This window comes from Rhizobium sp. RU33A (genome assembly GCF_900156055.1).
Classification (GTDB): domain Bacteria; phylum Pseudomonadota; class Alphaproteobacteria; order Rhizobiales; family Rhizobiaceae; genus Allorhizobium.
Map to the genome: position 1 here is coordinate 188,464 of NZ_FTMQ01000006.1, position 22,344 is coordinate 210,807.

Annotated in this window: 18 protein-coding genes; 8 read left to right on the forward strand and 10 right to left on the reverse strand. The window is 62.5% G+C overall.

Annotated features, from left to right (window positions below):
• Positions 1-12 precede the first annotated feature (12 nt).
• From BW978_RS19905 to BW978_RS19920, 4 genes are all read left to right on the forward strand, one after another.
• Positions 13-507: a SixA phosphatase family protein gene (locus BW978_RS19905; protein ID WP_076397573.1), complete on the forward strand. Its 495-nt coding sequence runs from the start codon at positions 13-15 to the stop codon at positions 505-507.
• A gap of 130 nt (positions 508-637) precedes the next feature.
• Complete coding sequence (locus tag BW978_RS19910) at positions 638-2,110, forward strand: YcjX family GTP-binding protein (protein WP_076397574.1); 1,473 nt, start codon at positions 638-640, stop codon at positions 2,108-2,110.
• Positions 2,107-3,207 carry a YcjF family protein gene (locus BW978_RS19915; RefSeq protein WP_076397575.1) on the forward strand — a complete coding sequence of 367 codons (1,101 nt, stop codon included), beginning with the start codon at positions 2,107-2,109 and terminating at the stop codon, positions 3,205-3,207. Before BW978_RS19910 ends, BW978_RS19915 begins: the two co-directional genes overlap by 4 nt.
• Positions 3,208-3,348: 141 nt before the next feature.
• Positions 3,349-3,891 carry a hypothetical protein gene (locus tag BW978_RS19920; RefSeq protein WP_006726097.1) on the forward strand — a complete coding sequence of 181 codons (543 nt, stop codon included), beginning with the start codon at positions 3,349-3,351 and terminating at the stop codon, positions 3,889-3,891.
• A gap of 27 nt (positions 3,892-3,918) precedes the next feature.
• Here BW978_RS19920 and folK read toward each other — a convergent pair whose 3' ends face one another.
• From folK to folP, 3 genes are read right to left on the reverse strand one after another with little or no spacing between them, the layout of a single operon-like run.
• Positions 3,919-4,443, reverse strand: a complete 525-nt coding sequence (gene folK, locus BW978_RS19925; protein WP_076397576.1) for a 2-amino-4-hydroxy-6-hydroxymethyldihydropteridine diphosphokinase — start codon at positions 4,441-4,443, stop codon at positions 3,919-3,921.
• Positions 4,424-4,795 (reverse strand): dihydroneopterin aldolase, encoded by a 372-nt coding sequence (folB, locus tag BW978_RS19930; RefSeq protein ID WP_076397577.1) that lies wholly within the window; start codon positions 4,793-4,795, stop codon positions 4,424-4,426. The genes folK and folB overlap by 20 nt, the downstream gene beginning before the upstream one ends.
• Complete coding sequence (folP, locus tag BW978_RS19935) at positions 4,792-5,667, reverse strand: dihydropteroate synthase (RefSeq protein WP_076397578.1); 876 nt, start codon at positions 5,665-5,667, stop codon at positions 4,792-4,794. The genes folB and folP overlap by 4 nt, the downstream gene beginning before the upstream one ends.
• A gap of 103 nt (positions 5,668-5,770) precedes the next feature.
• On the opposite strand from folP, the gene BW978_RS19940 reads away from it, so the two are divergent.
• Complete coding sequence (locus BW978_RS19940; RefSeq protein ID WP_076397579.1) at positions 5,771-6,397, forward strand: DUF922 domain-containing Zn-dependent protease; 627 nt, start codon at positions 5,771-5,773, stop codon at positions 6,395-6,397.
• Positions 6,398-6,688: 291 nt separating this feature from the next.
• Here the strand turns inward: BW978_RS19940 and BW978_RS19945 are convergent, their stop codons facing one another.
• Together BW978_RS19945 and BW978_RS19950 are read right to left on the reverse strand one after the other, a co-directional pair.
• On the reverse strand, positions 6,689-7,009 hold the full coding sequence (locus BW978_RS19945) for a 2Fe-2S iron-sulfur cluster-binding protein (protein WP_076397580.1): 321 nt from the start codon (positions 7,007-7,009) through the stop codon (positions 6,689-6,691).
• Between the two features lie 118 nt (positions 7,010-7,127).
• Positions 7,128-7,502, reverse strand: a complete 375-nt coding sequence (locus tag BW978_RS19950; protein WP_076397581.1) for an Hpt domain-containing protein — start codon at positions 7,500-7,502, stop codon at positions 7,128-7,130.
• A gap of 473 nt (positions 7,503-7,975) precedes the next feature.
• Here BW978_RS19950 and BW978_RS19955 point away from each other — a divergent pair, with 473 nt between their 5' ends.
• Positions 7,976-13,834, forward strand: coding sequence for an apolipoprotein A-IV repeat region-like domain-containing protein (locus BW978_RS19955; protein WP_076397582.1), 5,859 nt, complete (start codon positions 7,976-7,978; stop codon positions 13,832-13,834).
• 119 nt (positions 13,835-13,953) lie between these two features.
• Here the strand turns inward: BW978_RS19955 and BW978_RS19960 are convergent, their stop codons facing one another.
• The 5 genes from BW978_RS19960 to BW978_RS19980 form a co-directional block, all read right to left on the reverse strand.
• Positions 13,954-14,556: an ABC-type transport auxiliary lipoprotein family protein gene (locus BW978_RS19960; RefSeq protein WP_076397660.1), complete on the reverse strand. Its 603-nt coding sequence runs from the start codon at positions 14,554-14,556 to the stop codon at positions 13,954-13,956.
• A 59-nt stretch (positions 14,557-14,615) separates the two neighbouring features.
• A complete protein-coding gene (locus tag BW978_RS19965; RefSeq protein ID WP_076397583.1) occupies positions 14,616-15,989 on the reverse strand; it encodes an MlaD family protein in 1,374 nt (457 codons plus the stop codon).
• A 3-nt stretch (positions 15,990-15,992) separates the two neighbouring features.
• Positions 15,993-16,802, reverse strand: a complete 810-nt coding sequence (locus BW978_RS19970) for an ABC transporter ATP-binding protein (RefSeq protein WP_076397584.1) — start codon at positions 16,800-16,802, stop codon at positions 15,993-15,995.
• Between the two features lie 10 nt (positions 16,803-16,812).
• Positions 16,813-17,982, reverse strand: coding sequence for an ABC transporter permease (locus tag BW978_RS19975; RefSeq protein WP_076397585.1), 1,170 nt, complete (start codon positions 17,980-17,982; stop codon positions 16,813-16,815).
• 153 nt (positions 17,983-18,135) lie between these two features.
• Positions 18,136-18,993 carry a UDP-2,3-diacylglucosamine diphosphatase gene (locus BW978_RS19980; protein WP_076397586.1) on the reverse strand — a complete coding sequence of 286 codons (858 nt, stop codon included), beginning with the start codon at positions 18,991-18,993 and terminating at the stop codon, positions 18,136-18,138.
• Positions 18,994-19,192: 199 nt separating this feature from the next.
• Here BW978_RS19980 and BW978_RS19985 point away from each other — a divergent pair, with 199 nt between their 5' ends.
• Together BW978_RS19985 and BW978_RS23410 are read left to right on the forward strand one after the other, a co-directional pair.
• A complete protein-coding gene (locus BW978_RS19985; RefSeq protein ID WP_076397587.1) occupies positions 19,193-21,508 on the forward strand; it encodes an NADP-dependent malic enzyme in 2,316 nt (771 codons plus the stop codon).
• A 115-nt stretch (positions 21,509-21,623) separates the two neighbouring features.
• On the forward strand, positions 21,624-22,331 hold the full coding sequence (locus tag BW978_RS23410) for a helix-turn-helix transcriptional regulator (RefSeq protein WP_139330617.1): 708 nt from the start codon (positions 21,624-21,626) through the stop codon (positions 22,329-22,331).
• Positions 22,332-22,344: the final 13 nt, after the last annotated feature.

Here is a 22,344-nt window from a genome sequence, read left to right on the forward strand (position 1 = left end):
GATACCTCAAGGATGACGCCCTCCATTCAGCTTCCCCAGCGCATCTATCTGCTGCGTCACGCGAAATCCGGCTGGGCCGAGCCCGGCGGTCGCGATTTCGACCGCAGCCTTTCGGATGCCGGCTTCGCCGAAGCGGAGATCCTGGCAGAAACAGCAGCCGACAGGGGCTATCGCCCAGATCTGGTGATATGCTCGACCGCCAAGCGTTGCCGACAGACGGCAGAGGCGATCAACCGCGTCTTCTCCGGCCTCGTCGAGTTTCGCCATGTCGACGCGCTCTACAATGCACCGGCCGAGGCCTATCTCGAAATCGTCAGCTCGATCCGTGGCGTCGAGGCCCTGATGCTCGTCGGCCACAACCCGGCCATTGAGGAAGTCTTTGCACGTCTGTGCGGAAACGACGTCATGGCCCGCACCGTGCCAGAGGGCTATCCGACCTCTGGCCTCGCGGTGATCGACGCCATCAGCGAGGAAGCCTATGCGCTTCGGGACTTTCTCGTCGGCTGACCAGATCAGCCGCGACGCGTAGGTCGCCTCTTTTTTGCGCTGCACGCCCCGCCTATATGTAGTGAAATGGCGTTGACGGCCGCGTGCCGCCGACAAGCCATACCCGCCACAGTCTCTGCAGGACGATGCCTTGCCCCCTTCCCTCACCAGCCTGACCGACGAAGCCGCGATCGCATTCGACAATCTCGCCGACCGCGCTGCCCACCTGGTCAATCCGACCATCCGGCTCGGCGTGACCGGATTGTCGCGGGCGGGCAAGACGGTCTTCATCTCGTCGCTGGTGCACAATCTCCTGCATGGCGGTCGCTTGCCGCTGTTCGAGCCGCTCCGTTCCGGGCGTATGGTCGGTGCAGCTCTGCAGGAGCAACCCGATGACGCTGTGCCGCGCTTCCAGTACGAGGATCACATCCGCGCACTGGTGGAGGAGCGGGTGTGGCCGGACTCGACCCGTGCGATCTCGGAATTGCGCCTGACGATCGAATACAAGAGCGCCAGCACCTGGAACCGGATGCTGTCTTCGGGAAAGCTGTCGATCGACATCGTCGACTATCCTGGTGAATGGCTTCTCGACCTGCCCTTGCTGGGGCAGGACTATCGGACTTTCTCCGAAAACACGGTCAGTCTCGCTGCCTCGGGCATTCGCGCAGAACTGGCGCGTGAATGGCTGGCACTCGCAGCTGCAGTGGATCCCGATGGGCCGGCAGACGAGATGGTGGCAAAACGCCTGGCCGAAGCCTTCACCACCTATCTGAAGCTCTGCAAATCGGATGAGCGCTCCCTGTCGACGCTACCGCCGGGACGCTTCCTGATGCCGGGCGACCTCGACGGCTCGCCGGCCCTGACCTTTGCCCCGCTCCCCGTTTTGCCGGAAGGCCGGGCGCCCAAGGGTTCGCTGCGGGCGATGATGGAGCGCCGCTTCGAGGCCTACAAGTCCGTCGTGGTCAAACCCTTTTTCCGCGAACACTTTGCCCGCCTAGACCGGCAGATCGTGCTCGTCGATGCCCTGCAGGCGATCAACCGCGGTCCGGAAGCCGTCCAGGATCTCGAACGTGCGCTCGGCGACGTGCTTGCCTGCTTCCGGGCCGGATCGAACAATATCTTGACGGCCCTCGTGCGCCGCCGGATCGACCGGGTGCTGGTTGCCGCCACCAAGGCGGACCATCTGCACCATGAAAGCCATGACCGTCTCGAGGTTTTGACGAGACGCCTTGTCAATCGCGCCATCAAGACGATCGGCATGAGCGGTGCCGGCATCGAAGTCATGGCGCTGGCCTCCGTGCGCGCGACCCGTGAAGCGAATGTGAAGCAGGACGGCCACGATCTGCCGGTTATCGTCGGAACCCCGATGGCCGGCGAGCGCATCGGCGACGAACTCTTCGACGGCAAACGCAAGACGGCAGTGTTTCCGGGCGATCTGCCGCGCGATCCGGAAGCCTATTTCCGCTCGGTCGATGAAAACGACGCCTCCGCCGCCCTGCCGGATCTCAGCATCGTGCGTTTCAGGCCGCCCGAACTCGACGAAAAGCAGGGCATCACCTTGTCCGTGCCGCATATCCGCCTCGACCGGGCGCTGCAATTCCTGCTCGGAGACCGTCTCGCATGATGAAACCGACCGTACCTCCAACTGGCACGCCACTGACATCCTCCTCCGATCCCCAGAGGCGGCCAGCAGCTTTTACCGTGGAGGCAGAGGCGCCGCGTACCCGCACTGCCGAAAACCGCGCGCCCCGCAGCTTTGCCGGCGACGTTGTCATCGTCCCTGACGACCAGGACCCCTTTATCGCCGCAACCGAGGCCCTGCCCGAAGCGCCCGTCGCTGAACCGCGCCGCAGACGTTTCTCCTTCGCCAAGCTTGCGACCGGAGCCTTCGGGCTCCTCCTCTCGCTGGCCTTCGGCCTTTGGGTCGACCGTCTGATCTCGGATCTCTTCGCCCGGGCCGACTGGCTCGGCTACCTCGCGATAGGCGCACTGGCCATCGGGCTTCTGGCCTTGATTGTCGCCGTCGGACGCGAGTTGGTCGGGCTCTGGCGCCTCGATACCGTACAGGACCTCAAGGTTGAGGCGGAAGCGGCGGCCGAGAGTGGCAAACGCAAACAGGCAGCGACGGTGGTGAAAAAGCTGACCGCGCTCGTCGCGCATCGTGCGGAGACCGCACGCGGTCAGAAGACGCTCGCCGCCGTCGAGGACGATATCATCGATGCACCGCAGCTGATCGAACTTGCCGAACGAGAATTGCTGTCACCCCTCGATGTCAAGGCGCGGGCTCTCATCCTGAATTCGGCCAAGCGGGTTTCGGTCGTTACTGCCGTCAGCCCTCGCGCGGTGGTCGACCTCGCCTATGTTCTCTTCGAAGTGGTTCGCCTCGTCCGCAGCATGGCGGATCTCTATGGCGGACGCCCCGGCTCGCTCGGCATGCTGCGGCTGCTCCGCGACGTCTTTGCCCATCTCGCGGTCACCGGCTCCATCGCCATCGGCGACGGCCTCGCCCAGCAGGTGCTCGGTCATGGCCTCGCGGCGCGCCTGTCGACCCGCCTGGGTGAAGGGGTAATCAACGGCCTGATGACGGCAAGGATCGGCATCGCGGCCATGGATCTCTGCCGGCCGCTGCCGTTCCGCGCCGCCAAACGCCCCGGCATCGGCGACTTCATCGGTGACCTGACGCCGTCGATGACGGGCAAGGATGGAACCAGGACCGGGTGAGGCAGACGGGCCACACCCGGGAAACCAGTGTGTTTTGCCGATTGCCGATCACCCGATTTGAGGGTATTGGCAAGGATGCATTAACCATTTTTCCGCTAGGGTCTTTGCGGGGTTTCTGGTTTCTCGTACCAAGGCAAATCGATGTTCTCTCGCTCCTCGACATTCGGCCGTTGCGCCGCGATTCTTGCCGTTGCCGCACTCATGCCGGTCACGGTCGCTGATGCTGCTTCGCGCGACAAGCGCTTCTTCGAATCCGTCGCGGGATCCTGGAAGGGCCCGGGCGAGATCGTTGCCGGCAAATACAAGGGCACCAAGTTCACCTGCAATCTCATCGGCCTGCCGGCCGAGGGCAAGGAAACCGGGCTGAAGTTGGACGGCACCTGCCGCGTTGGCATGTTCAGCCAGCCGATGTCGGCCGTCATTTCTCAAGCCGGCGGCAGCTACAAGGGCCAGTTCCTGGATGGCGCAGACGGCAAGGGCCTCGACATCGTATCGGGTCAGGTCACCGGCAACCGTGCGGTCATGGGCATCAATCGCGCCAAGCTGAACGGTGCCATGGTTGCGCGCCTCGAAGAGGGCGATGCAATGAACATCACCATTTCGGTAAAGGTCGAAGACCGGATGATCCCGGTCATTGGCCTCAAGCTCAACCGCCAGGCAACCGCCATGGCCGAAAACGACTAAACTTTCGTTCTCAGAGAGCGATCGAATTCAACCGCGCCACCAGGCGCGGTTTTCGTTTGCAACGGCAATACCCGTCCGATCGACGGCATCCAGCCAGTCGGCCACACTCCGCCCCTTTACGGAAAGCTGCGGATAGAGATCCGCAAGCGGCATCAGTACAAAGGCGCGCTCGGTCATGCGAGGGTGTGGCACTTTCAAATGCTCGGCGTCAATGACCCGGTCACCGAAGGTCAGGATGTCAATGTCAATGGTTCGCGGACCCCAGCGCTCGACGCGAACCCGTTTCATCGTCCGCTCGATTTCGAGACAGGCAGCCAGCAGTTCCTGCGGTTCGAGAAGCGTCTCGACCGCCGCACAGGCATTATAGAAATCGGCCTGATCCGTCTTGCCCCAGGGCGGCGTGCGATAGAGCCTCGACACGGAGGTCACGCGGCAATCGGATCGCTGGTCGAGACGGCGCAGCGCTTCGGCCATCGCCGCAACGGGATCGCCGACATTGCCACCGAGCCCCAGTGTGGCGGCCTGCCAGCGCTTAGTTTCTGAATTGCTCAATGCTCACCTGCACATGGTCGAGGATCCCGGCGATCGGCGCGCTCGGCTTGCGCACCGTGATCCGGCAGCGCAGCATTTCGGGAAAACGGTCGAGAAGTCCGCGCGCAATGGCCAGCGCCAGCGCCTCGATCAGCTGCCGGCGGCTGCCGGTGACGATGTCGCGGATCACCTCAAAGGCGATGCCGTAATGCACGGTTCCCTCAAGCGTATCGGTCTCTGCGGCAGCAATCGCGTCCACGTCGAACTCCGCATCGACGAAGAAGCGCTGTCCAAGCACCCCCTCCTCCGGGAAAACGCCATGATGGGCGAAGAAGGCACAATTCTTCAGGGTGATGGTGAAAACACCGCTCATGCAGTCTTATCCTTCCTCGCAGCAATCCGCCGCCCGGTTTCGAGCATAGCATCAGCCATGATCAGGGCATCCCGGTTGATCGCGACATTGTGCACCCGGAAAACGGAGGCAGCCTTCATACGAAGCGCAACAGTCGTCGCCGCAGTTGCCACATCCCGGTCGGCGGCATCCCGGCCGGTCAGCGCACCGAGAAAGCGCTTACGCGACGTCCCCGCCAACAGCGGCAGACCGAAGTCGTGCAGTTCCTCGAAGCGCGCGATGAGCTCCATATTCTCTTCCGGGCTTTCCTTGGCGAAACCGAAACCCGGATCGAGCACGATTGTTTCGCGCACCACGCCCGCCCGGCCGGCAATTGCAAGCGACTGCTCCAGGAAATGGCGCTGGTCGGCAATCGGATCGGAGAGTTTCTCGCGGCCACGACCGGTATGCATGATGCAAAGCCCGGAGCCGTGCTCTGCCGCGACCTTGGCAATCTCGGGCTCCCGCTGCAGGCCATGCACGTCGTTGATGATATGCGCACCGGCTTCGACGGCCGCTGTGGCGGTGGCCGCTCGATAGGTATCGATGGAAATAAGCGCGTCGGTTTGCTCACGGAGCGCTGCGATCACCGGGACGACCCGGGCGATCTCTTCTTCGACGCTGACTTCGGCCGCGCCCGGGCGCGTCGATTCACCTCCGATGTCGAGGATCTCGGCACCCTGATCGATACACGCCAGCGCGTGCCGGACGGCCGCATCGACGGTATTGTGCAGACCACCGTCGGAGAAGGAATCAGGCGTCACATTGACGATGGCCATGATCACGCCTCGCTCGGCAAGGTCGAGCGTACGACCCTGTCCTACACGCCAAATTGTATGCTCAACAATGGCCACTCGACCTTCGAACCCCTCGACGGAAAAGCATGAAGCTGCGATAGTGCAGACCGGGTTGGCTATGCCCCAAGGGCGCGGCGAATACAACATTGCGGAAAAAAGAATGAAGCACTCCCGCCGTCTTCGGGCCGCCGTGATCATGGCAGTCCTGACCGGCCTATCCCTGCCTCTTTCGGCCAGCGCGGACGTCGTCGTCCAGAAGTCCATCACCTACTTTCAGATCGGCGGACGCACGGCAGCCGAACTCGATGCGGAACTGTCGCGCAAGGGGCCCTTCACCCAGTCCAGCGGCAGTCGTCACCCCGGCGCCACTCAGATACGCTTCGGCGGGGACCTCACCTACACACGACGAGGGACCCGTTGCGCGATCGACGACGTGCGCGTTACCGTTGAAACAAAGCTCATCCTGCCACGCTGGAAGAACCGCAAACGCGCATCGAACGAGATGGCGCTGTTGTGGGACTCCCTGTCGGCCGACATCAAGCGGCATGAAGAGCGCCATGCCGAGATCGCGCGCCAGCACGCAAAGCTGCTCGAACAGAGACTGATGAAGCTGCCGCCCGAACGCAATTGCGAGATTCTGCAGGATCGGGTCGCTGTCGTCACCGATGACGTGACCGCAGCCCATGACGAAGCGCAGATGCGATTCGATCTTATAGAGGCAAAGAATTTCCAGGATCGCATGCAGCGGATCCTGCGCTACCGTCGCGAAAGCCAAGAAAACCAGTAGAAATCACCCCTGACTTCAAAGGGGAAGTGTTGCTGCAAGGCTTCGGCTTGCACGAAGCTTGCGACATGGCCTGTGAATAACCGGCTATTTCTCGGCGTGGCCCTTGATACAAATCCGAAATATAAGTGTCATCGAATACGTTGCATGAGCGTAACCGATTTCCCCGTTCTCCCGGCGCGTCCTGGTGCCACAGGTGCTTCCTCCCTCGCCTGGTTGGCGATGCGCCCGCTTGCCCCGCTTTCGTGAAAACGAAAGCGGGGCTTTTTTGCGCGAGGTAGCGCTGACAGGTGTTTAGCCCTGGCGCTCGGGCACATGAACGACCAACCCCTCCAGGGCCGCCGTCACCTTGATTTGACAGGAAAGCCGGGAGGTCGGTCGGACGTCGACGGCGAAATCCAACATGTCTTCTTCCATGGCCGATGGCTGGCCGACCTTCTCGGACCAGGCCTCGTCGACATAGACATGACAGGTGGCACAGGCGCAGGCACCGCCACATTCGGCGTCGATCCCGGGGACCGAGTTGCGGACGGCGTTTTCCATCACCGTGGAGCCGTCGGCTGCCGCGATGTCGAAACGTGTGCCGTCGAATGCGATGATGCTGATGTTTGCCATGAGTTCCTGTCCAGACTTCGCCTTGTGAAAACCGGCGAAGTCATCTCCCAAATCGGAAAGTCAGTCAACTCACGGCAAGGCGATCATCTGATCGCCCCGCCTGGAAGCAGATCGCCACTCAGCGGGCGAGCTTCAGAATGAAGTGTTCGGCTTCGAGCACGGCAGCCGCAACGGATGCGAGTGCATCGTCATTGGCTCCCTTGGTCTCGACGAGATCGGCCGCAGCAGCGACACGCAGCGCACCGACGGCCATGGCGGCATTGCGCAGCCGATTGGCGGCCGCCTTCACGTCCACCTTGCTACGACCGCTGGTCATCGCGACCAGACAGCCGCGGGCCTGACGCGCGAAGATCTGCAGGATCTCGCTCTCGACGGCCTTGTCGCCCTTCGTCTGGGTCGCCAGATGCACGAGATCGATCGGCCGCTGTTGCGCGGGAGTGAGACCATGCAGGTTGTCCGGAGCCTCGAATGCGATATTGATTGCTGCTGCCATGCCCTTGATCCTGATTTCTTGCTCTTTGCTGCCGCCAGTTTGCGGCCGCCCTATGGGCATCGCGTTAAAAATGCCGGGGATGGCGGCAAAAAGCTTGAGGTATGGTTAACGGAAATTAAACCCCGGCGGAGATTGGCTTTTCAGCCGCAACCTTGATTGAAATACTGTTAACAAGAGCCACAGGACCCCGCACCGCGAAAGCGCATTAATTGTATCGGATGACCAAATGTGTCAGTACGATACGGTTGATTGGGCAAAAGTGCGTGAACTTTGCCCGCAAGCCAGTCGGTGCTAGAACTTCCGGCGGGAACGCCGGCTGTCAGCGGCCGCACTGTGAAAAGAAGGAATTTCGTCTGGCGTGGCGGCAGGCGGGGTTTCAGGTAAACGGTGAGGTCCGGATACGGCAAGGCGATGAGCGGCATCGCCGCTTCAGTCCGTCCTCCCGAGAGTAAGCGGTAACGAGGCGTAACCCTATGGCGAACAAGAAGACCGACTCGATTGACGAGAACGCGTTCCAGGCACTCGAGGCGGCCCTGAGCATCGATTTCGACGGTGAGGAAGCCGCCGCGCCACCCAAGGCACGGTCTCAAGCACGCGCCCCGGAGGCAACTGTGTCCGATAGTATCCCGCGTTCCGCCGCAAAGAAGACGATCGAGCGGCGATCAGCCCGCGCCGGCGAACTCAATCCTGAACCGGCCCCCAAGGCGCCCGCCTTCGCACCGGCCAATGACGGCTCTCGTCGCACACCCTCTGCCATTTTGAAGTCGCTGGACGGCGCTTCGCTCACCTCTGCTCTGCGCAATGCTGCCGTCGTTTCGGCACTCTGGGTTCTCGGCGCCCTCGGCCTCACCCAACTCCTTTACGGCGCTACGATCTGGCAAGCCGGATCGATCGCCGACATCGTCGCCATGCCGGGCGTGGTTGCCATCGTTGTTGGCACCTTCCTGCCGATCATGCTGTTCTTTGCCTTCGCCATCATGATGGCCCGCGCCCATGACCTGCGCAATGCGGCCCGCTCGATGGCGGAAGTGGCGCTTCGTCTGGCCGAACCCGAAACAATCGCCTCCGAACGCATCATGACCGTCGGCCAGGCAGTCCGCCGCGAAGTGTCCGCGATGAACGAAGGCATCGAGCGGACGATTGCGCGCGCCACCGAGCTTGAAACACTCGTTCATTCCGAGGTGACGGCGCTAGAACGCAGCTACACCGACAACGAACTGCGCGTCCGTGGTCTGGTTCACGAACTCGGCGCCGAGCGCGACGCGATCGTCAATCACGCCGAGCGCATCCGTTCCTCGATCGTCGGCGCCCACGAGCAGCTCAAGGAAGAGCTGTCGCTCGCAACCGAAGAAATCTCGGTACGCCTGCAGACATCGGGCGAAGCTTTCGCGTCTATGATCGATATGCGCGCGGCGACGATCATGGAGAAGTCCGACGCGGCCGTGACCGCACTCGGCTCGCTCCTGGCGCACAAGACCGACAACATGGTCCAGACGCTTGCCGAATCCGGGATGTCGCTGTCCAGCCAATTCGACACCCAGTTGCAGTCGCTGACCTCGACGCTCAGCCAGCGCGGGCGCGAACTGCTCGGCGAATTCGAGACCCGCGCATCGACACTCGATGCCAACACTGAGAAACTGAATGCAGCCCTGAACGAGCGCGCCCGCCAGCTGAACGAAACGCTGGTCGAGCGCACACGCGACATCGCGGAAACCCTGAAGGGCAGCGAAAATTCGATCACATCGTCGCTCGACGATGTGCTTTCGCGTCTCAACAGCTCGCTCGACGACCGTGGCCGCAGCTTCCGCCAGAGCCTCCAGGCCAGCGCCGACGATGCCATCGTCGATCTCGACCTGCGTTCGGGCCTGTTCGAGGATCGCTTCCAGACCACCATTGGCCAGATCAACGCGACCTTCGACCAGCGGGTTGCCGAGTTCGCCAGCGCCTTCGACCAGCGCTCTGGCTCGCTCGATTCCAAGCTGACGGAAAGCCTCGCCCGCATCAACGAGACGGTGAACGGCGGAACGGATGCGATTAGTGGCATCCTGAGCTCGAGCATCGAGCGTCTCGGCGGAACGCTGACCGATCAGTCGCTGGCGCTTGCGATGACCCTGAGCACCAGCCAGGAAATGCTTGATAGCTCCATGTCCGACCGCGCCCAGGAAATCGCGGAAGCGATGTCGGCACGCGCAGCGGCACTGACCGAAAGCCTGGAAAACGCCCAGAAGCGGATCGACCAGGTCATGGAAGAGCGCAGTGGCTCCCTCTACAATGCGCTGACCGACAACCAGTCGCGCTTCGAGCAGACCCTCTCGACCCGCGCCGAGCACATCGTCAACGCGCTTGAAACCAACCAGGACCGCTTCGCCGAAACCCTCGACACCAAGGCGCGCGGCATCGCGAGCCTCGTCGAAGGTCAGAGCGAGCAGTTGATCGATGCTCTCAACACCAAGAGCCTCGAACTCGACCTGACGCTGACCGCCCGCACCCAGGATCTCTCCGAGACACTGAACGACAGCCAGCGCCGGATCGACGAGACACTGACCCAGCGCGCCTCCGCGATCATCGATACGGTCGCCGATGCCGACCGTCGCATCGACGCTGCCTTCAGCGAAAAGGCAGAGACGATTCGCAACGCCTATGGCGAAAACCAGGAGCGGCTGGAACTTTCGCTTGCCAGCCATACCTCCTACCTCACCTCCACGCTCGAAGACGCCACAGGCGACATCGAGCGTAGCCTTGGCCAAGCCTCGGGCCGTATCGCGGAAACCGTCACCAACGGCATCTCCGAGCTCGAAACCCGACTGGGTGCGAGCCAGCAGCAGCTGGATACCCTGCTCACGACCGCCTCGAGCACAATTTCGAATACCGTTGCCGACAATGCGAGCCAGATCGCCGAAACGCTGAAGTCCGGCGTCAACGACATCGACGGCCGCATTGCCGAGACCGGCGCCTATCTGCGCTCCAGCCTGGATGCCGCGACCGGCGCACTGGCAACAACGCTCGGCGAGAATACCGACCGGATCGCACAGACGATCGACCAGGGCGTCAACGCGATCGACGACCGTCTCGTAAACACGCATGATCGGATCCGCGCGACGCTCGACGACCGGACACAGGCGATCACGGCGGCCATCGGCGACGCGCGCGATGCGCTCGATTCGAGCCTCGGCGAGCATGCGACCTCGATCGGTGCCTCCGTCGCCGCAAGCGCTGGCATGCTCGAAATGAGCCTTGAGGATCACGAGGAAAGCCTGCGCAAGGCGATCGACGAGTCGAGCCGTGCGCTGGACGAGCGCCTGCGTGGCACCGCCGGCGCCTTGACCGATCAGATCCGCGACGCCGCCGACGACATCACCCGCTCGGCGCAGGGCTTCTCGGGCACGGTCGAACAGTCCGTATCAGGCATGACCAGCCGCCTCGATGAAACCAGCACCCGCATCGAACAGAGCCTCGGCACGCTGGAAGACCGTCTGCGCAACGGCCTCGATGGCGTCGACGCTCGCGTCAACGATGCCGGCGAGAAGTTCGCTGCACGCCTCGACGACAAGGTCGCGACGATCGAACGTGTTGGCGCCGAAGCCAGCATGCGCGTCGCCCAGGTTCTCGATGAAGGCACCACCCGTGTCGCCGAAACCTTCGACACCCGCACGCCGGTCATCGAAGAGCGCCTGGCGACCATGGACCGTGCCCTCAATATCGGGCTCGAAAACGTCAATCGCACCATCGAAGGCAAGGCAGCCGGTCTTGCAACCGCACTGCGCAGCGCCGTCACCGACGCTGCCCGTGACCTCGATGCCGAGGCTCAGCGCTCGGTCGATCGCTTGGCGGCAACCACCTCGCAGTTTGCCGAGCAGATCGGTGAACGCAGCGCCGAACTCAACCGCACGGTCGAGGAGCGCTCGGAGGACCTGGCGCGGCGCATCACCGACACCCAGAACCGCCTTGCCGGACAGGCTGCGACAATCGCCGAAACCTTCTCGCAGGCCGGCGATGTCATCAGCAACAAGGTGAACCAGGCAGAAGCCCTGGTCAGCGCCCAGGTGGCCAACCTTTCTGGCACGCTTGGCGAAGTGAGCACCACGCTGGAACAGCGCGCCGCCGCAATCCGTGACGCGATTTCCGGCAACACGCAGGAACTCGCCGCCGCCATGAACGATGCGGAGAAGGCACTCGAGGCTCGCGGCAACTCCATCCGCGACGCGATTTCGGGCAATACGCAGGAACTGGCAACCACCATGAACGCGGTGGAGAAGGCGCTGGAAGCCCGCGGCAATTCGATCCGCTCGGTGCTCGACGACCGGACCCGCGAACTGAACTCCATGCTTTCGACGCGCTCGGCCGAACTGTCGCGCCTCATCGACGAGAAGGCAGCCCCCGTGGTCGCCTCCTATGCCGAGACTGGCCGTGTAGCCGCCGAGCAGATTGCCGCCGCAGCCGAACAGAGCGCAGAGCGCCTGCGCGCCGAAAACGCAGCCCTCGTCGACGCGATCAGCCAGCGTACTGACCGCGCTGTTGCAACCCTCGGCACCGCCGAACAGAACCTGGTTGCCAGTGCCTCGCAGCTCATCGAGCGCCTTGGCGATAGCAATGCCGGCCTGTCCACGATGATCGATCAGGCGGTCCAGAGTATCGGCTCGCTCGACAGCCGCCTCGGCGCAACGGCAAACCGCTTCAGCGAAACGGCGAACCAGGCGACCGATATGCTGTCGACCTCGAACCGCCTGCTCGACGACAAGCTCGGCCGCCTCACCGCCGTCTCCGGCGAGACGCTGCAGCAGGTATCGTCGATCGTCAGCCGCTTCGGTGATCATACCCAGGTGCTGGGCAAGGCCTCCGAGCTTCTGTCGGCCGCCCAGTCTAACCTCGTGGGCACGCTTGAAGAACGCCAGCAGGCTCTCCGCGATCTCTCTATCGGCCTTGTCAAGCGCTCGGAAGAGATCGAAACGACGATGCAGACCCTCGGCACGATGGTCGAGACCGCCTTCGATCGCGCCGAACAGCGCTCCGGCCAGATGGCCGGCAACCTGCGCCAGCGCGTCCAGGCCTCCTTCTCCGATATCGGCCAGATCCTCGGCGAGACCGAAAAGCGCGCCCAGTCGACGGCTGCCACCATGCGTGACAGCGTTCAGGCCTCGTTCTCAGACGTCGGACAGATGCTCGGCGAGACCGAGAAGAAGGCGCAGATCACCGCCGCCAACATGCGCAATGCCCTGCTGTCTGCCGAACAGGAAGCGCAAGTTTCCATCGACAAGACGCTGACCGAGGCCGAGAAGCGGTCCGGCGAACTGGCAAACCGCCTGCGCGGTGGACTGGCAGTCTCGCTCAACGACATCGACCACCTGCTCGGCGAAGCCGGCCGCAAGTCTGAAGGGGCTGCTGCAGCCCTGCGACAGGCCATGCAGGAAGCTGTCACCGAAGCCGTTGCACGCTTCACCGGTGCCACTGACGAGATCCGTCGCTCGGCAGTCGATATCCGCAAGGAACTCGACCTGACCCGCAACGAGCTGAAGCGCGGTGCCTTCGACCTGCCCGAGGAAGCCAAGGAAAGTGCCGCCCAGATGCGCCGCGCCGTGGCCGAGCAGATCAAGGCCCTGCAGGACATCTCCCAGCTCGTCGGCCGGACCAGCCAGACGCTGGAGATCTCCGAGCCGGTTGCACGCCGCCTGGCCGAAGCCCAGCCTGAACCGGTACGCCGCCAGCCGGCTGCCGCACCCGCAGCAACGCAGCCGCAGCCGCAGCCGCCGGCGCGCCAGACCGAAGCCCTCGGGCTTCGCGGCAGCCTCGGCGCAACTGAAGCCTACGGCCAGCAGAGCACGGCCACGACGCGCGCCGAAGGCGGCGGCTGGATCAGCGATCTGCTGCGAGGCGCCTCGCGTGAGGAGCCACAGGAAGCCGCGGCGAGCCGCCCGGCCCCGGCCCCTGCTCCGCAGCGCCCGGTCACCGAAGGCCAGCCGGCCCGCCAGGGTGACACCCGCAATCCGCGTCACATGGTCGAATCGCTGAACTCGCTCTCGGTCGATATCGCCCGCGCCATCGACCACGATGCCTCGGTCGACCTCTGGCGCCGCTACCAGCGCGGCGAGCGTGACATCTTCACCCGTCGCCTCTACACGCTGAAGGGCCAGCAGACCTTTGACGAGATCAAGCGCAAGTACGACCGCGAGCCGGAATTCCGGGTCGCCGTGGATCGCTACATCGCCGATTTCGAAAAACTGCTTTCGGACGTGGCCCGCACCGACCGCGACAAGTCGATCACCCAGTCGTACCTGACCTCGGACACCGGCAAGGTCTACACCATGCTCGCCCATGCGGCAGGCCGTTTCAGCTGATAGCTAATCAATGCAGGAGCCGGTCATCCGGCTCCGACCTGACAGACAGGAAAAACCCCGGATCAGCTTACTGATCCGGGGTTTTCTTTTGGTAGGCTGGAATGGAGAAGTGTCGTCGGTCAGATCGATTGCAGCGTCCAGGCGACAATATCGCCGGTCACGCGGGCAAAGGCGCGGTCCAGCGCCGCCACGTAAGCTGCGTTGTCCGAGCCGGAAGACGGCACTTCGGCGCGGAACACCCGCTGCGCCTTGACGGTGCCGTTTCGATCGTTGAGCAGCTTGGCCGATATCTCGACGATGCCGCGATCTGTTCCCTCGGCTGAAATTTCGAAAGCACGGACATCTGTGATCAACTGGAAGTCAATCGCCAGTCCCTGCCCCGGCCGTCCAACGCCACCGAGGCGCCCGGAGTTTTCGAAGGCGACCACGAGTTTCGACTGAACGACCCGCGTGAGCCGATCGCTCCACTGCGACTGTGACAGATAGCGGATCTCGGCGCCGGATACGCGCACCAGGATCTGCTCGCTGTCGAGGGCCTTGAGCGCCGACGGATCGGCCACCAGAAGCTGGCGGTTGCGGGCGCTGGCAGATGTCGCCACCTCACTCACGGAAGCGGTCAGATCGAAGGTGTCGTTGTTCGCTTTCGAGCCACAGGCCGCAAGGCCGAGCCCGAGGCCCGGCACGAGCACCGAGGCCAGAAGCAACCGCCGGAACCGAGCCATGCCCGCCAACCCCTTCACGCCGATCCCGTCCATGCTGTCGTCCTTTTCGGTGCTGCTCGTCATCGGCGTGTCCGTCCGTCGAATTCCTTCACCGTGTCGCCGCCGAAGAGCAGGCGCTGCGGATCCTGGTCGAAATTGGTGATCGCGTCGTTCAGGCCGCGAACGGTGTTGCGGGTATCGTTCACCAGCGTCTGGATATCGCGCAGACCTGTCGCCGAGAAGCGCTGCAGGTTGGCCGCAATCGGTCCAATCTGGGCGTTGAGGTTCTCGGCCGTCATGCGGATGGCCTCGAGCGTCTTGCGGGCTTCCACGCTGAGCGAATTTGCATCACCCGAGCCAAGGAACGCATCAACCTTCCTAAGGATCCCGTCGACCTGCTGGGACGAGGTATTCAGACGGTTCGCAAGCTGCGTGAAGTCATCGATCGCCCGGTCGATATCGTCCTTGCGGCCGGTAATGCTGTTCGACAGGTCCCGGAAGCCGGCAATGGCCTGACGCGCATCGGCAGTCGCGACAGAGACGTCGTCGACCACGCGGCCAATTTTCTGGCTGTCGACTGCATCGATCAGCCTGGAGACCTTCTCAAGCGTCTGATCGGCATTGTTGCCAAAGCGCTGGAAGGTGGTGGCCGTTTCGCGGAAACTGTCGATCGCAGGCCCGATACTCCTAGAAGCCTCCGCGAAGCTGGCGGTCGCCTCCTCGGTATTGGTCAGGATCTGATCGATCTTGTCGGAGTTAAGCGCCCTGAACAGATCCTCAGCGGCGGAGAGTGTCGAGTCCAGGCGGCCGGACAGGCCCGAAACGGAATCGGAAAGGGCACTGACACTCTGCAGGAATTGATCGATGCCCTGCGCGTTGTCAGCCAGTGACTTGGAGAAGGTCTCAGCGTTGCGCACCGTGTTCGTCAGCGGTCCCCGTGCATCCTCGATGAACCCCTGCAACTCAGCAACAGCGCCGTCCGCGCGCTGCAAGATGCGGTCTGCCGTCGAAAGCAGATTGGTCACGCTCGACTGGTCGGCGATCAGAATGGCTGGCTCCCCGGTATCGAGCGCCCTCTTCAGGATCTCGTCACCCGAACCTGGACCTCCGCCGGAAAGCTCGACATAGGCAGCCCCTGTCAAACCCTGGATTTCCAGAACGGCCTTCGTGCCCGACGTCACGGGTGCATCAGCGCGGACCTCTGTGAAAGCAACGGAGAAGTTCGGGTCTTCATTGTCGATGTAGAGATTGCGGACCGAGCCGACGGAGATGCCATTGAAGCGCACGGGCGAACCGATGCTTAGACCGTTGGCGGAGCCCGGGATGCGGATCGCAAGCGGCGCCATTTCCCCGCCCCGTCCATATTCCGCCATCCAATAGACAAACCCGAAGGCGGCCCCGATGACCAGCATCGTGAAAAAACCGACGATCGCGTAATTGGCTTTGGTTTCCATAGCTCACTCTACCGGATGTCCGGCGGAAAGCTCCGCCCGGGGAATGGAACGGGCACGCTTGCCCTTGAAATAAGATTGCACCCACTCGTCCTCGAAGGCGAGCATGTCGTCCAGCGTCCCCTCGACCAGAACCTTCTTCTGCCCGAGGACCGCAATACGGTCGCAGACGGAAAACAAGCTGTCGAGATCATGGGTCACCATATAGACGGTCAATCCCAGCGTATCGCGCAACTGTGCGATCAATTCATCGAATTCGGCAGCCCCGATCGGATCGAGGCCGGAGGTTGGTTCGTCGAGGAAGACAAGATCCGGATCGAGCGCCAGTGCACGCGCAAGCGCCGCGCGCTTGATCATGCCGCCCGAGAGTTCGGATGGATATTTGTCCGCAGCATCGGGGTGGAGGCCGACCAGCTCGATCTTGAGATAGGCAAGCTCATCCATCAGCCATTGCGGCAGATCCAGATATTCACGCATCGGCAACTGGATATTTTCCTTCACAGTCAGTGAGGAAAATAGGGCGCCGTGCTGGAAGAGAACCCCCAGGCGTGTGTCGAGTGTCATGCGCTGCAGGTCATCGACCGCATCGTAATCCGCGCCGAGGATCTCGATCTTGCCGGAACGACGCGGCAGGAGGCGCAACACTGTGCGCATGAGTACGGACTTGCCCGCGCCGGATGCCCCGACGAAGCCAAGGATCTCGCCGCGGTAGATATCGAGGTTCAGCTTGTCCAGAACGATCTTCTCGCCAAAGCCGACGGTCAGATCTTTCACCGACAGGATGACTTCGCGATCTTGGGAGGGTTTGGTGTTCATCGGGCCCTCCTCAAAAATCGATCGCGGCGTAGAACATGGCAAACAGCCCGTCCACGAGAATGACAACGAAGATCGATTTGACCACGGATGCTGTCACATGGCGTCCGAGAGATTCGGCGCTGCCGCCCACCTTCATGCCTTCGACAGCCGCGATGATGCCGATGATCAGCGCCATGAACGGCGCCTTGATCATGCCGGTCGCAAGCGTCGAATAATCGACCGCCTCGTGCAGGCGGGTGATGAAGACATCGAATGTAATGCCGGAATAGGCCCAGACCACGACCGCTGCGCCATAGAGCGCCGCGAAGTTGGCGACGATTGTCAGCAGGGGCAGTGCAATCGTCAGCGCAACAAGTCGCGGAAAGACCAGCACCCCGATCGGGTTGAGGCCGATGACCTTCAGGGCATCGATTTCCTCACGCATTTTCATCGAACCGATTTCAGCCGTGATGGCGCTGCCGGAACGACCCGCGATCATGATCGCGGTGAGCAGCACGCCGATTTCGCGCAGCTGCAGGATGCCGACGAGATCGACGACGAAAACTTCCGCGCCGAAATAGCGCAACTGAAACGCGCCCTGCTGGGCAATGATCGCGCCGATTAGGAAAGACATCAAAGTGATGATCGGAACGGCCCGCACACCCATGTGGTCCAGCTGATTGACAACGGATGCCGGGGAAACCCCGGAACCACGCCCAGACTTGGTCTGCGCGCCGCGGACGGCAGATCCGAGCACGAACATCATCGCGATCAGATCCCCCCAGAGGCTGATCGTGACTTTCCCGACAGGTTCGAAGATCCGCTCGAAGCGAGTGCGGTGATCGACCGGCTTCTCCGGAGCAGTGACGTGCTCGGGAAGCGCTTCGATCAACTCGCGCATCCCGGGGGACCCGCCAACGATCTCGATCGAACCGCCGCGCTCGCGCCGTTCGGTTATGAAGCGTCGAACCAGCCATGCGCCGGCCGTATCCATGTCGCTTACGGCGCTAAGATCGATCGTCTCTTGCTGCACGACCGGAGAATCAACCAGCGGGCCAGCGGATTTGATCATCGCACTGAGGCTGTTGTTCTTCCAGCGACCAGCAAGCCGGATCAGCCGGGCGTTTCCGTCCGGCTGCTCATCGATCTCAATACGGGCGTCTTCTTGCTCAACCGAACTCAAGGTGGCGACAACTTCCAAATTCGCGCCGGTGGATCCGGGTTCGCAAATCACGTGACAGATAGCTGCACACTATAACCATCGCCGCCTGCGAATAAATCCTTTGCAAACCGTTAATTGCGTTTTCCAACCCGATTGCGGGCGATCATGACCGCTTTGCAACAGAGCGGTAGCTCAGGCCGCGCGAATCCCGTCGTCCTGGGCCGACTCGGCAATCGGCTTTGGCAGCAGGATGGGGACGAGTTTATTTGCACGCTTGCTGGTCGCTGGCGCTTCGCTGATTTTGTAACCCCAGGAAATCAGCTCCAGACGGCCATCCGGGTGCTCGGCAATCGCCGTGCAGCTTTCCACCCAGTCGCCGGTGTTGACATAGTGGATGCCGTCGATGTCTTCCATGACGGCATGATGGATGTGGCCGCAGATGACGCCATCCACCTCCGCGCGGCGGGCCTCGTCGGCCACCACCCGCTGGAATTCCCCGATGAAGTTCACCGCATGCTTGACCTGCAGCTTGGCCCAAGCCGAGAAGGACCAGTAGGGCATACCGAGACGACGGCGGACGGCCGCCAGCATGACGTTGATGGCAATCGCCGTGTCATAGGCCCAGTCCCCGAGATAGGCGAGCAGGCGGGCGTTGCGAACCACCACGTCGAACTCGTCGCCGTGCAGAACCAGATACTTCTTGCCGTCGGCCATCTCGTGCACGATGCGCTGCGCGACTTCGATGCCGCCGAAGTGGATGCCCGGGAAGTCGCGCATGAATTCATCGTGATTGCCGGGAATGTAAACGATCCGCGTACCCTTGCGGGCCTTGCGCAGCAGTTTCTGCACCACGTCATTGCAGGACTGCGGCCAGTACCAGCTGCGCTTCAGCCGCCAGCCATCGACGATATCTCCGACCAGGACGATGGTGTCGGCCTCGTGCGTGCGCAGAAAATCGAGGAGAAAGTCGGTCTTGGCGGCTTTCGATCCGAGGTGGACGTCCGAGATAAACAGGGTCCTGAAATGGCGTGTTTCGCTGACGTCTTCCACGGCACGGTCCTCTTCGCTGTCTGATGACCGCTAAATCAGACTCGTGTTTCAAGAAGATGACATCGGGAGATTCGCGGCGGATCGCCGGTTCCGTCACGCGTTCCGCAGACAGGGGATCGCGGAACTAAAGTCTACCACTCGCAGCCAATTCGTGTATGACGACAAGGAGTAACTGAAGACAAAAACTGCCGGTGAGCTGATGAATTCCCAGGACAAGAACAAGCCGCAAGTTGCAAACCCGACCGCTGATCTCGACGAACAGGCGCTTTTCTATCACCGCTATCCTCGTCCCGGGAAACTGGAGATCCAAGCCACCAAGCCGCTTGGCAATCAGCGCGATCTGGCGCTTGCCTATTCGCCCGGCGTCGCCGCCCCCTGTCTCGCCATCAAGGACGATCCGGCAGCCGCCGATGACTACACGGCACGCTCCAACCTGGTTGCCGTCATCTCCAACGGCACGGCCGTCCTTGGTCTCGGCAATATCGGACCGCTGGCCTCCAAGCCCGTCATGGAAGGAAAGGCCGTTCTCTTCAAGAAGTTTGCCGGTATCGACGTTTTCGACATCGAGATTGATGCCCCCGGTGTCGACCAGATGGTCTCGACCATCTCCGCGCTGGAGCCGACCTTCGGCGGCATCAACCTTGAGGACATCAAGGCACCGGAATGTTTCCAGGTCGAGGATCAGCTTCGCGAGAAGATGAACATCCCGGTCTTCCACGACGACCAGCACGGCACGGCGATCATCGTTGCAGCCGCCATCCTGAACGGCCTTGAACTGGCCGGCAAGCAGATCGAAGACGTCAAGATCGTCGCCTCCGGTGCCGGTGCTGCCGCCCTTGCCTGCCTCAATCTGCTCGTCATTCTCGGTGCCAAGCGCGAGAACATCTGGGTGCACGACATCGAAGGCCTCGTCTACAAGGGCCGCAACGAGCTGATGGATCCCTGGAAGGAAGTCTACGCCCAGCAAACCGACAAGCGTGCGCTGGCCGAAAGCATCGACGATGCCGACGTCTTCCTCGGCCTGTCGGCCGCCGGCGTCCTGAAGCCGGAACTGCTGGCCCGCATGGCGCCAAAGCCGCTTATCATGGCGCTTGCCAATCCGAAGCCCGAGATCATGCCGGAAGAGGCGCGCGCCGCCCGTCCGGATGCGATGATCTGCACTGGCCGCTCGGACTTCCCGAACCAGGTTAACAACGTCCTCTGCTTCCCTTATATCTTCCGCGGCGCGCTCGACTGCGGCGCAACCACCATCAACGAAGAAATGAAGATGGCGGCGGTGCGTGCGATTGCAGCCCTTGCCCGCGAAGAAGTCTCGGAAGTCGCGGCCAAGGCCTATACGGGCGAAACGCCGACCTTCGGCCCGGATTATCTCATCCCCTCGCCGTTCGATCCGCGCCTCATCTTGCGCATCGCCCCAGCTGTCGCCAAGGCCGCAGCCGACAGCGGCGTCGCGCGCCGCCCTATCGCCGACTTCGACACCTATCTCGACCAGTTGAACCGCTTCGTCTTCCGCTCCGGCTTCGTGATGAAGCCGATCTTCGCGGCAGCAAAGACTGCGTCCAAAAAGCGTGTGATCTTCTCGGAAGGTGAAGACGAGCGCGTACTGCGTGCCGCCCAGGTCCTGCTCGAGGACGGCATCGGCGAACCGATCCTGATCGGCCGCCCGCAGATCATCGAGACCCGCCTGAAGCGCTATGGCCTGCGTATCCGACCGGGCATCGATTTCCAGCTGGTCAACCCGGAAGACGATCCGCGCTACCGCGACTATGTCGACGATTACTTCGCCCTCGTCGGCCGCGCCGGCATCAACCCGGAAGCGGCTCGCACGATCGTGCGCACAAACACCACCGTGATCGGTGCGCTGGCCGTGAAACGCGGAGACGCCGATGCGCTGATCTGCGGCGTCGAAGGCCGTTTCGACCGCCACGTGCGCGACGTTCGCCAGATCATCGGGAAGCGCGCAGGCGTGCGCGACTATTCGGGCTTGAGCCTTCTGATCTCGCAGCGCGGCGCGATCTTTTTCACCGACACCTTCGTCACCGACGATCCGAGTGCGGAAGAGATCGCCGAAATGACGATGCTGGCGGCCCAGGAAATCCGTCGCTTCGGCATTGCACCCAAGGCAGCGCTGCTGTCGCATTCCAACTTCGGCTCGCGGCCGTCCGCCAGCGCCTCGAAGATGCGCCGGGCGCTGGAAATCATCCGCGCTGGCGCCCCGGATCTCGAAGTCGACGGCGAAATGCAGGGCGGTTCGGCGCTGTCGGAAGTTCTGCGCAAGCGCGCCATGCCGGATAGCACGCTGACCGGTGAAGCAAACCTGCTCGTCTTCCCAAACCTCGACGCTGCCAACATTTCGCTCGGCATCGTCCGTATGATGATGGACGCGCTGCATGTCGGCCCGATCCTGCTCGGTGCAGCCCTGCCCGCCCACGTGCTGTCGACCTCGGTCACCTCGCGCGGCGTCGTCAACATGGCGGCGCTAGCCGTCGTCGAAGCATCGCAGCCAGCGGTCTAACAAAGCAATTGCGAGCGGCGAACAGTTTTGCCGCTCGCTCTCGCGAAATTTGCTATCTAGACAAGCGAAAGCTGTAGCCCCGACACTGCGCCCCTGGAAATCTCGGGTATAGTTGATGGGCCTGTCAGGCGCGTATTTCGATCTCTTGGAGTGGCTGGACCGGCAGGAGACGCTTGATCCCGGAGACTTCCTGTCAAGGCTTCAAAGCGCTTACCGGACAGGCCGCATCACCTATCTCAGTGGAATGGTCCCAAGCGCACGCGTGCGCCCCCACAACACTTGGGGAAGCCAGCGGCATAGCCCGCATCATCTCGCCCGCTCCCTCAACCGCAAGGCGGCTTTTGAGCAGATCTCCGGCCTCTTGTCCGCCCTCGAGCCCATCGAGCTTCTCTCCTGGCAGCGAACCGCAAACAGCAATCTAAGGATTGTCGGTTACCCCCTGCCGGGAAGGCAGAGTTGCCTGCTCGTTGAGTTGACCGCCACCGCGGAGTATCTGTCAGCCTGGCGCCGCACCCATGACCGCGACATGCTGAGCCTTGGCACCCTGTTGACTGCACGCCTGGCCAGAGCGTTAAGCGACCCGCATCAGGAGAGAGCCCGCGCACGCCCTCTGACCCGCCGCGAGCGGGAGACGCTGGCCTGGATTGCGGCCGGCAAGAGCTATTGGGAGACGGCCGTCATCCTCGGCATTTCCGAACGCACCATCCGGCATTTCATGGCCAATGCGCGCCAGAAACTCGACGTTGTCAACAATGCCCAGGCCGTCGCGGAAGCCGTATGGCGCGGTCTGATCCCGCGGCTCGTCGAGGCAGAAGTCCCATGACAAGGACAAATCC